This is a genomic window from Clostridium sp. (assembly GCF_051654825.1).
Classification (GTDB): domain Bacteria; phylum Bacillota; class Clostridia; order Clostridiales; family Clostridiaceae; genus Clostridium.
Genome location: NZ_JBOFYU010000116.1, coordinates 1 through 10,656, shown reverse-complemented (window position 1 = coordinate 10,656; position 10,656 = coordinate 1). Strand labels below are relative to the sequence as shown.

Below are 10,656 nucleotides of genomic sequence, written 5' to 3'. Positions count from 1 at the left end.
GCATCTAAAACCTTTTTTTTAGTATCTTCGTTTACAACATCTATATCATTTAAAACTCTTGAAACAGTAGCAATTGAAACACCAGCTTCTCTAGCAACATCTTTTATTGAAGTAGCCATACCATCATCACTCCATTTTCATAGTATTACGTATTTTATATTCTAAATATATATTATACCTATATTTACTAATAAATACAAGTTTTCTAACCTGCTATTTCTACATTTTGTCCTATCTCCATAACTTATATTCATAGTATATGTAATAAACATATTTTATTATCCCTAATATATGTAAAAAGATGAGAACGTTTATTAATTCTCATCTTTTTATAACTTAGAATAATTAATTTATATATTAATAGTCAATTTATTTTACAACTTCAACTGTCATATTTAGTGTTTCACCATTTATAACTGTTTCTGTATAATCTTTATCTTCATTACAAAGTATTTCTTGAGTTAAAGTTTCTTTCTTTATGTTATCTCCATATTTATTTATTACTTCTAATAACATATCATTTCCTGAAACATAAAGGTTTATTTTGTCCGCAACTTGGAATCCTTTTTCTTTTCTCATGTTTTGGATTTTTGAAATTACTTCTCTTAAATGACCAAGCTCTCTTAATTCTTCTGTGATAGTTGTATCTAATACTACCCCAATTGAACCTTCACCAGCAAATGCATATCCTTCTAACCCTTGCATTGTAACTAAAACACTTTCGCTATTTAAAACAATTTCTGTTCCATTTACATTTATTGTTTCAGTTTCACCTGATTGAAGTTTTTGAGCTAATTCCATTTGATTTCTTGAAGCTATTTCTTTTCTTATTCCAGGTATTAACTTGCCATAAGCTTTTCCTAATACAGGTAGGTTAGGCTTAATTTCAAAGTTAACATACTTTGAAAGATCTGCTCCAAACTCAACAGCTTTAATATTAAGTTCATCTGTTATGATATCACCATAGTATTCTGGTAGTGAATCTGTTGATAATAACATTTTTGATAATGGCTGTCTGTTCTTAATATTAGCACCATTTCTTGCACTTCTTCCTAATTTAACTATTGTGTAAGCTAAATCCATTTCTGCTTCTAGATTTTTATCTATTGCTGATTCCTTAACTTCTGGCCATGTACATAAGTGTATGCTTTCTTTAGCATTTGAATCTAAATTAACTACTAAGTTTTGATATATTTCTTCTGTAACAAATGGTACAAATGGAGCAGCTACTTTTATTACAGTAGTTAACACTCTGTATAATGTTACATAAGCACCAATCTTGTCGTTAGTTAATTCTTCTGACCAATATCTTGCTCTATTTCTTCTTACATACCAGTTTGATAACTCATCAGTAAACTCTTCAATTGCAAGAGCAGCTTGAGTTATTTGATATGATGCTAATCCAGCATCTACATCTTTAACTAATGTATTAAGCTTTGACATAATCCATTTATCCATTACATTTTCTGATTCAAAATCAGCATATTCTGTAGGATTGAATTTATCTAAGTCCGCATATAAAACGTAGAATGAATAAACGTTCCATAATGTACTTAAGAACTTTCTTTGAGCTTCTCCAACATCATCAATTGAGAATCTTGTTGGTAACCATGGAGCACTTGCTGTATAGAAATGCCATCTTGTAGCATCCGCACCTTGTGCATCTAATACATCAAATGGATCTACTACGTTACCCTTAGATTTTGACATCTTTAATCCCTTTTTATCAAGAACATGACCTAAAACTATACAGTTTTCAAATGGATTCTTATCAAATATAGCTGTAGAAATAGCTAATAATGTATAGAACCATCCTCTTGTTTGGTCAACAGCCTCTGATATAAATTGAGCTGGGAAGTTTTGTTCAAACAATTCTTTATTTTCAAATGGATAGTGTAATTGAGCAAATGGCATTGATCCTGAATCAAACCAACAGTCAATAACTTCAGCTGTTCTAGTCATTTCCTTTGAACAATGTGGACAGTTTAACTTAACATTGTCTATATATGGTTTGTGTAATTCTATATCATCAGGAACATTAATTCCTTTTTCTTTTAATTCAGCTATGCTTCCAATACATTCTCTATGACCACATCCACATTCCCATATTGGTAATGGAGTTCCCCAGTATCTGTCTCTTGAAATACCCCAGTCAATAACATTTTCTAAGAACTTACCAAATCTACCTGTTCTTATGTTATCTGGATACCAGTTTATTTTGTTGTTGTTTTCTAATAACTTATCTCTTAAAGTAGTCATAGCAACAAACCAACTTTCTCTTGGATAGTAAAGAAGTGGTGTGTCACATCTCCAACAATGTGGATATGAGTGTGTATGTCTTTCTGCCTTAAATAGCTTGTTATGTTCTTCTAAGTATTTAACTATGCTGTCATCACACTTCTTAACAAACTTACCAGCCCATGGAGTTACTTCTTCAACGAAGTTACCACTAGCATCAACTAAATTTATAAATGCAATTCCATTTTGCTTAGCTACTAAGTTATCATCTTCACCATAAGCAGGAGCTATATGAACTATACCAGTACCATCTGATAAAGTAACATAATCACCATGAATAACTTCAAATGCTTTTCCTTCTACTTTTCCAAATGGAAGTAATTGCTCATACTTAGTTCCTAATAATTCAGTTCCTTTGAACTCTCTTATTATTTCAAAGTCTTCACCTAATACCTTTGAAACTAAGTCTTTAGCAAGTACAAATACTTCTTCTCCAACTTTAGCTTCAACATAGTCATAAGCCTTATTAATACATAGTGCTAAGTTTGATGGTAATGTCCAAGGAGTTGTTGTCCAAGCAAGTATATACTTGTTTTCTTCTCCTTCTACTTTAAACTTAGCAATTGCAGTTAAGTCCTTAACATCCTTGTATCCTTGTGATACTTCGTGTGATGAAAGACCAGTTCCACATCTTGGGCAGTAAGGCATTACTTTATGACCTTTATATAAAAGTTCCTTATTCCACATTTGGCTTAATGCCCACCATACTGATTCTATATATGAATTATGGTAAGTTACATACGGATTTTCCATATCGACCCAGTATCCTGTTTGATCAGTCATTTTTTCCCACATGTTTACATAAGTAAATACTGATTCCTTACATTCTGTAACGAATTTTTCTACTCCGTAATCTTCTATTTGCTCTTTACCTGAAATTCCTAATTTCTTTTCTATTTCAAGCTCTACAGGAAGACCATGAGTATCCCATCCAGCTTTTCTTATAACTTTATATCCCTTCATAACCTTATATCTTGGGATAATATCCTTCATAACTCTTGTTAAAACGTGACCTACATGTGGTTTCCCATTAGCTGTAGGTGGCCCATCATAAAATGTGAAAAATTCACCATCTTGGTTCATGTCAAAATTCTTTTTGATTACATTGTTTTCTTTCCAAAGGTTTGCAACATCTTTTTCCATGCCTACAAAACCTTTAGGTAATTCAACCTTTTTGTACATAATACTATCTCCCTTCTGTTTGTTATTAATAATTATCTACTAATTACATAATAATTATTAATTTGTTATAAAAATAAAAAAACTCCATCCAAAATAGGACGAAGTTGAATTCGCTATACCACCTAAGGTAAAAGTTTATATAAATATAAAACCTTCATTTCGAGTACTATCATACTCTATCCTATAACGCAGGATAACGAGATAAGCTTAATAAGTAGTGAAACTTTTCAGCCTCCAACTCATAGGTGATTTTCCTTATATGTATCTATGACTTTACACCAAACAGTCACTCTCTAAAAGAATCCATATAAATACTTTTCCTAATCATCGTTTTTACTTTAAATGTACATTAAATTTAATAATGTAATTTATAATAACTTTATTTTACTACAAACTATTTAAATATAAAAGATAGTATTTATATTTTTTGCAAAAACAAATTGATTTTAAAATCTAAAACTTGTTAAATCAATAACTAACTAATAATTTTTATTAATTAATATTGACTTTTATATACATTGTTTATATAATATAAACATAAAGAATAAACATCAATTATTTTTTTATCCCCTTATTTTCCGCAATTTCATTCTACAAATATTAGGAGGAAATATAAATGGAAAATAATTTAAACGAACAAGTCCTTGATAAGATTACAAAAACTTGTACTTGCAAGGCAATACCAAGATCCAAAATAAAAGATGCAATCAAAGCCGGCGCTACTACCGTTGAAGAAGTCTCCAAGGCAACTGGAGCTTGCACAGGTGGTTGCAGAGGCTACAGATGTACCCCTACAATCCAACTTTTGATTGAAAAACATCTGGATAATAAATAACATATCTCCCCAAAATGTGTTGTTTATGAGATTATATCTCCCAAGGCCACCTGTTATGGAAGCAGGTGGTTTTTTTTATTAAAAAATTCTTAAAGGCACTCCATATCCTATGTAGGGATTAGTCACCATTACTTCTTTAAAGAATGGATCATTTATTATGTCTTCAGATTTTTCTATAACCTCATATGCAATCCCACAGTAAACTAAAGCTCCTGTTATCACACCTTTTGCTGGCACATCAGTGAGGCTAGTTAATCCAACTCCTGCTCCAATTAATGAGTAAACACAAACTCTTTCTTTTGTAAGCTTTTCCTTTAAAAATTTCTTTATTCTTCTTGGTGTTGGTACTGTAATAGCTTTAACTATCAATCTAAATTCCCCTATAATATTACTTTCATTTATATTATATTTAAATCAGATTATAATAATTACTTATTTATCTTTTCTTTCAAAACTAATATATTTATAATTATCTCCACTTATTAACTTAATTAAGTCTTTTTGAATTTCTTTATTATATTTACCCATTCTCATTTCATCAATTATATCTTGAGTTTTTTCTATAGGTGAACTTTCCAGTATTTCTTTAACATCATATGCAAACTCAATATATTTTCTTTCTATTTTTTCTTCATCATTTAATACTAATATTGATGGAACTCTTATTTCTCCTGTTAACTCTTTTAATATTTCTTCATTTCCTTCTTTTCTAAAGAAATTAATTCTTATATTTTTATTTAACTCTGATAATTTCATTAAAAAGGGCATTGTAGTAGCTGAATCCTTACATTTAGTTTCTGTAAAGACTACTATATCAACATTATGGTTTATATCTTTTATTTTATTCAAATTATCATCACGTTTATCTAAGCTACCTTGCTCATGTAATTCATCTATAAATTCTCTATGCTCTTTTTCAGCTGTATTTATAAATTCTTCATATTTCATTCCATTTTTAAAATTCATTTTATATCACTCCCTGATCTTTCTTCTAACCTATTTTACTTTTTAATCAATTCATTTTCTATAACTTTCTAATTTTTTTATTATGTATGCTTTTAAAAACTCATTGTGATATAATCGTATAAGACTTAAAACGGAAGGAGATAAATAAATGGCAAGTAAATTTTACCTACATCAAGGAAAAAACAAAAAAGCTGAACAAGGACGTCCTTGGGTGTATATTGATGAAATAAATGAATATGATGGTGATTACGAAAACGGTGATATAGTTGAGGTTTATAATCATAAAGGATTTTTTATAGGAAAAGGTTACATAAACGATAGAAGTAAAATAACTATAAGAATCATGACTAGAGACATAGATGAAGAAATAAATGAAGAATTCTTTAAAAAGAGATTTGCTGCTGCATGGGATTATAGAAATACTGTTATAGATACTTCTTCTTGTAGATTTATTTTTGGTGAAGCTGATTTTCTTCCTGGATTAACTGTTGATAAATTTGAGGATTATTATGTAATACAATTATCAACATTAGGTATGGATCAATATAGAGATTTAATAGTTAAAATATTAGTAGAAGAATATGGTGCTAAAGGTGTTTATGAAAGAAGTGATTTAAAAACTAGAGAAATAGAAGGCCTTGAGCAAAGAAAAGGATTTTTAACTGAACCATTTAATACTGATATAGAAATAATTGAAAATGGTGTTAAATACATAGTTGACTTAGAAAATGGTCAAAAAACAGGGTTCTTCTTAGACCAAAAGGAAAACAGAGCTGCAATGCACAAAATTTGCAAAGGTAAAGATGTATTAGATTGCTTTACACATACTGGCTCATTTGCTCTTAATGCTGGAATAGCTGGAGCTAAATCTGTATTAGGAATAGATGTATCTCAACATGCTGTAGATTGTGCTACTAGAAATGCTGAGCTTAATAATTTACAAGATACAGTAAAATTCGAATGTCACAATGCATTTAACGTATTAGGAGATTGGTCTCGTGAAGGAAAACAATATGATGTTGTTATTCTTGACCCACCAGCCTTTACAAAATCAAGAAACACAGTAAATTCTGCTATAAGAGGTTATAAAGAAATTAATCTTAGAGGATTAAAGCTCGTTAAACCAGGTGGTTATTTTGCAACATGTTCATGTTCTCATTATATGAGCGAAGAGCAATTAAAGAAAACTGTTCTTGATGCTGCTCATGATGCTAGAAGAACATTAAGACAAATAGAGTGTAGAACTCAATCATCTGATCACCCAATATTATGGAATTCTGATGAATCATACTACTTAAAATTCTTTATTTTCCAAGTAGTTTAAATAAAAAATAGTTTAAATAAAAAGAGTAATGAACTTTATGTCCATTACTCTTTTTATGAAATAAATTTTATATCTTAGGATGAGAAATCAATTTCTAGTTGATATTGATTATCATTAACTATATGTTATATTATTTTTTATTTTCTGTCAATACTATGCACTTATTTTTTTTATCAAATTTAGGAATTTTATTTATTATATCCTTGCTACAGCAATAATTTAAATCCTCTTCTAGGTTTAACCCCTTTAAAACATTATAATGTCTTGCATTTTTAATATAGCTAAATATATCTTCATTGCCTTCATAAATCATTTCTGCAGTTTTTGCTATATCTGTTAATTCATTATTATTATCTTTATTTAAAAGATAAATCATATAACCAGAACAAATAAAATCATCCATTGAAAACTCTCCATTTGTTCCTGCATTTATAAATACAACATCCTTATTTAATTTCATTAACTTTTCAGCAATAGCCTTTGCATTTATCATTGCTCCAATTAACACTTCATCAGCCTCTAAACTTAAATTTATAGCTCTAGTTCCATTAGTTGTAGTTAAAATCAATGACTTTCCATCTACAACATCCCTTCCATATTCTAAAGGAGAATTAGTAAGATTAAATCCATCTATTTTAACAGCTCTTCTTTCTCCACCTAATAAAACTTCTTCACCAGCTAATTCTAATAATTTTTTTTCTTTAAATGCTTCTTCTACTGTTAATAATGGAATAACTCTCTTTGCTCCATTTGATAAGGCTGTAATAATTACGGATGTTGCTCTTAACATATCAATTACTACTACAACCTTATTTTTCAAGTACTCTTGCTTAATATGATCTGCTGAAATAACAATATCTATTTTCATAATTCTCCCACCCCTTACTAAAATATTTTATTTATATTCTTTACCTTGCCAAATATTATTATCTTCAAGAGTCTTATCAATATCATTTAATACTTCCCACTTCTTTAAACTCCACATAGGTCCTATTAATAAATCTCTCGGGGCATCACCAGTTAATCTATGAACAACCATTTCCTCTGGAAGCATAGCTACACCCTTACATATTAAGTCTATATAGTCTTCCTTACTTAAAAGCTTTAACTCCCCAGATTCGTATTGTTCAACCATTTTAGTTCCTTCCATTAAGTGAAGCAGATGAAACTTTATTCCTTGAGCTCCTGTATGTGCTACATAATCTATAGTTTTTAACATATCATCTTTTGTTTCTCCAGGTAATCCAAATATAGTATGTACTACAACATCTATATTTTTTTCCTTTAACTTCTTTAATGTTTCTTCAAATACAACAAAATCATAACCTCTATTAAAGTTTCTTGCTGTTTCATCATTTATTGTTTGAAGTCCGAGCTCCACCATTAAATATGTCTTTTTATTTAGTTCATCTAAGAAGTCTAAAACATCATCATCAATACAATCTGGTCTAGTAGCTATTGATATTGCTATAACATTTTCCTGCTTTAAAGCCTCTTCATATTTTTCTCTTAATACATCTACAGGTGCATATGTATTAGTATATGCTTGGAAATAAGCAATACACTTTCCATTTTTCCACTTTTTCTCCATCATTTCTTTTCTATCATCAAACTGTTGAGATATGGATAATATTCTGCTTCCTGCATAATCACCAGATCCTCTTGCACTGCAAAATGTACAACCACCTTTTCCTGCCTTTCCATCTCTGTTAGGACAAGTGAATCCTCCATCTAAAGAAATCTTATATACTTTTTCACCAAATTTATTTCTAAGATAATAGTTTAAACTATGATATCTTTTCCCATTCCATTCTTTCATAACTTTTCCTCCTAATATTAAAAGGTACATCATAGATGTACCTTTTATTTTACTACAATATTTAAAAATGTGTTAAGTAAATTATTTATATTTTTTCTATATCTAATTTTTCTATATCTATTTTATAATCTCCTGTTACTTCATTAGTAACATTCTTCTCTTTGCTATTAGAAACATTTATATATATTGTTTTCTTGTCTAACCTTTTAAAGTTTATATTATACATGTCCTTTGGAAATTTTTCTTCAAGCTTTAACTTAACAAGGCTTCCATCATCTGTACTATAAATCTTCATTCTTGATATATTGTCTTTATCCTTATATTCAACAATTAGCTGTTGCTCTTCTCTTGAAAAAATAAACTTTTGTATTTTACAATTATCAAGTATATCTACTGAAACTACTTTTTGTGCTATTGGCTTATCTAATAAATCTTCTAAGCTTTGACTAGATTCACCTCCACCTACTGAACTTGGTCCTCCTGTACTTCCTGATGCTTGTTGTGCCTTTTCTATATTAGCTATAGATATAAATATTCTATTTTCATCTGATGTACACATAGCAATTTTTTTACCTGAATAACTTAGTGCTACTGTTCCAAATTGTTTTATTGGTGTTTTTTCTTTATACATCATAATTTCGTTATCTCTTTTATAAACATCCTTTGGTAAATTTGATAAGTTTACTATTAAATCACTTTCTCCGCCATCTTCATCAATTATTCTTAATCCATTATTTCTTACAAAAACTTGTTTTTTATTTATTGACTTTACTTCAGATATTTTATAAACATCATCATTTTCCTTTTCTACCTTTATTGCAAAACTATCTAAATCACATTTAGGATCTTCATTTGAACTTCTAATAACATTAAATATCGTATACGCTGAATTTCCTGACTCAATTAAGTTCTCAGGAGCATATGCTATGACTTTTGATGTTCCCACGTTAATTTGCTTATTATTATTTAATAACTCCTCTGTACATAAGCTATTTGCATTACTTAAATCATCATTAATAATACTCTCTAAATAATTTTCTGCCACATCTATCGCTTTTTTAGGATTAAAAAGGTTAATTGTGACATTTTCCTTTTCTTCATTATTGTTGCATCCTATCAACAAAAATGAAAGTGTTAAAGCTACAGTAACTTTAATTATATTTCTCTTAATTTTCATAGCTTTACCTCCTTAATTATATCCACTTATACTTATTTTTCCTTAGATTACTTGCCTTATTCATATTTAAAGAATAAAACACTCTTCATAATTATATATTTGATAGTATAAGTGAATTAGGAGGGTATAAAATGAAAAATGAATTAACTAGAATCTTTCAGATTGCTGTTGTATTTATAGGTACAATAGTTGGTGCTGGACTAGCTTCTGGTCAAGAAATCACAGAGTTTTTCACATCCTACGGTGTATCAAGCTTCGCTGGGATTATTATATGTGGTATTTTTTATGTTGCTATGGGTACTATTGTATCTAAAATTAGTATTCGATATAAATTAAACTCATATAGTGATGTTATGAAAGTAGTTAGCCCAAACATTTTAGGAAAAGCAACAAGTGTAATAACTACATTATATTTAATTTCAAGTGCATCTATAATACTTGCAGGTAGTGGCGCTCTTATTAATCAGTTCTTTGGTATTCCTAAGTTTGTAGGATCACTAATAATGATAGCTATAGCTATATTTTTCTTATTAAGAGATACAGACGGATTGATAGAAGTAAACTCCTTTATAGTTCCTACATTAATTACTACTATTACTATTATTACTATTTTGTACTTTGTATTTTGCAAAGACATGCTTACATTAGATTTCTTAACTCAATTTGAGCCAAGAAAAACTGGAATAACAAAGTCAACAATCTTATATGCTGGTTACAATGTATTATGTTGCTTAGGTGTTTTAGTTCCGTTAAGCACACAAACTAAAAAAACAAAAACTATGTTCTTAGGTGTTGTCTTTGGTGCTTTAGGCTTAGCAATTCTTAGCTTTGCTATTAACCTATTACTAATGATTAATCAACCTTATATATATGAATATGAAATTCCTCTTCTATTTGTAGCTCAAAGATTTGGAAATGTTATTCAAGCATTATTATTAGTAGTTATTTGGCTTGAAATGTTTTCTACTGAAGTTTCAGATGTTTACTCTATAAGTAAAACAATTGAACAAGTATTTAAAATACCATTTAAGAATGGAATTTTTATAGTATTAGCA

10 protein-coding genes and 1 other annotated feature are annotated in these 10,656 nt (G+C 29.0%); of the genes, 3 read left to right on the top strand and 7 right to left on the bottom strand.

Annotated elements, in window-relative coordinates; translation table 11 throughout:
* Together ACRDBA_RS07150 and ileS are read right to left on the bottom strand one after the other, a co-directional pair.
* Positions 1 to 119 (bottom strand): LacI family DNA-binding transcriptional regulator (locus ACRDBA_RS07150; RefSeq protein WP_438572239.1); only part of this gene is annotated, 119 nt, incomplete at its 3' end.
* Positions 120 to 369: 250 nt separating this feature from the next.
* Positions 370 to 3,480 carry an isoleucine--tRNA ligase gene (gene ileS, locus ACRDBA_RS07145; protein ID WP_438572238.1) on the bottom strand — a complete coding sequence of 1,037 codons (3,111 nt, stop codon included), beginning with the start codon at positions 3,478 to 3,480 and terminating at the stop codon, positions 370 to 372.
* 91 nt (positions 3,481 to 3,571) lie between these two features.
* Positions 3,572 to 3,817 (bottom strand) — a binding site (T-box leader).
* Between the two features lie 279 nt (positions 3,818 to 4,096).
* Here ileS and ACRDBA_RS07140 point away from each other — a divergent pair.
* The gene (locus ACRDBA_RS07140) at positions 4,097 to 4,315 is read left to right on the top strand and encodes a (2Fe-2S)-binding protein (RefSeq protein WP_438572237.1); all 219 of its coding nucleotides are present in this window, start codon (positions 4,097 to 4,099) and stop codon (positions 4,313 to 4,315) included.
* Between the two features lie 78 nt (positions 4,316 to 4,393).
* Here the strand turns inward: ACRDBA_RS07140 and ACRDBA_RS07135 are convergent, their stop codons facing one another.
* Together ACRDBA_RS07135 and ACRDBA_RS07130 are read right to left on the bottom strand one after the other, a co-directional pair.
* Positions 4,394 to 4,684 (bottom strand): hypothetical protein, encoded by a 291-nt coding sequence (locus ACRDBA_RS07135; protein ID WP_438572236.1) that lies wholly within the window; start codon positions 4,682 to 4,684, stop codon positions 4,394 to 4,396.
* A gap of 63 nt (positions 4,685 to 4,747) precedes the next feature.
* A complete protein-coding gene (locus ACRDBA_RS07130) occupies positions 4,748 to 5,281 on the bottom strand; it encodes a thioredoxin family protein (protein WP_438572235.1) in 534 nt (177 codons plus the stop codon).
* A 148-nt stretch (positions 5,282 to 5,429) separates the two neighbouring features.
* On the opposite strand from ACRDBA_RS07130, the gene ACRDBA_RS07125 reads away from it, so the two are divergent.
* Positions 5,430 to 6,605: a class I SAM-dependent rRNA methyltransferase gene (locus ACRDBA_RS07125; protein WP_438572234.1), complete on the top strand. Its 1,176-nt coding sequence runs from the start codon at positions 5,430 to 5,432 to the stop codon at positions 6,603 to 6,605.
* Positions 6,606 to 6,735: 130 nt separating this feature from the next.
* On the opposite strand, the gene ACRDBA_RS07120 is transcribed toward ACRDBA_RS07125, so the two are convergent.
* The 3 genes from ACRDBA_RS07120 to ACRDBA_RS07110 all read right to left on the bottom strand — a co-directional run bounded on the left by ACRDBA_RS07120 (position 6,736) and on the right by ACRDBA_RS07110 (position 9,601).
* Positions 6,736 to 7,473 carry a 2-phosphosulfolactate phosphatase family protein gene (locus tag ACRDBA_RS07120; protein WP_438572233.1) on the bottom strand — a complete coding sequence of 246 codons (738 nt, stop codon included), beginning with the start codon at positions 7,471 to 7,473 and terminating at the stop codon, positions 6,736 to 6,738.
* Positions 7,474 to 7,500: 27 nt separating this feature from the next.
* A complete protein-coding gene (locus tag ACRDBA_RS07115; RefSeq protein WP_438572232.1) occupies positions 7,501 to 8,424 on the bottom strand; it encodes a TIGR01212 family radical SAM protein in 924 nt (307 codons plus the stop codon).
* A gap of 85 nt (positions 8,425 to 8,509) precedes the next feature.
* Entirely contained in the window at positions 8,510 to 9,601 is a 1,092-nt protein-coding gene (locus ACRDBA_RS07110; protein WP_438572231.1) for a hypothetical protein, read from the bottom strand.
* Between the two features lie 131 nt (positions 9,602 to 9,732).
* On the opposite strand from ACRDBA_RS07110, the gene ACRDBA_RS07105 reads away from it, so the two are divergent.
* The coding region (locus ACRDBA_RS07105; RefSeq protein ID WP_438572230.1) for a YkvI family membrane protein at positions 9,733 to 10,656 on the top strand (924 nt) is incomplete at its 3' end.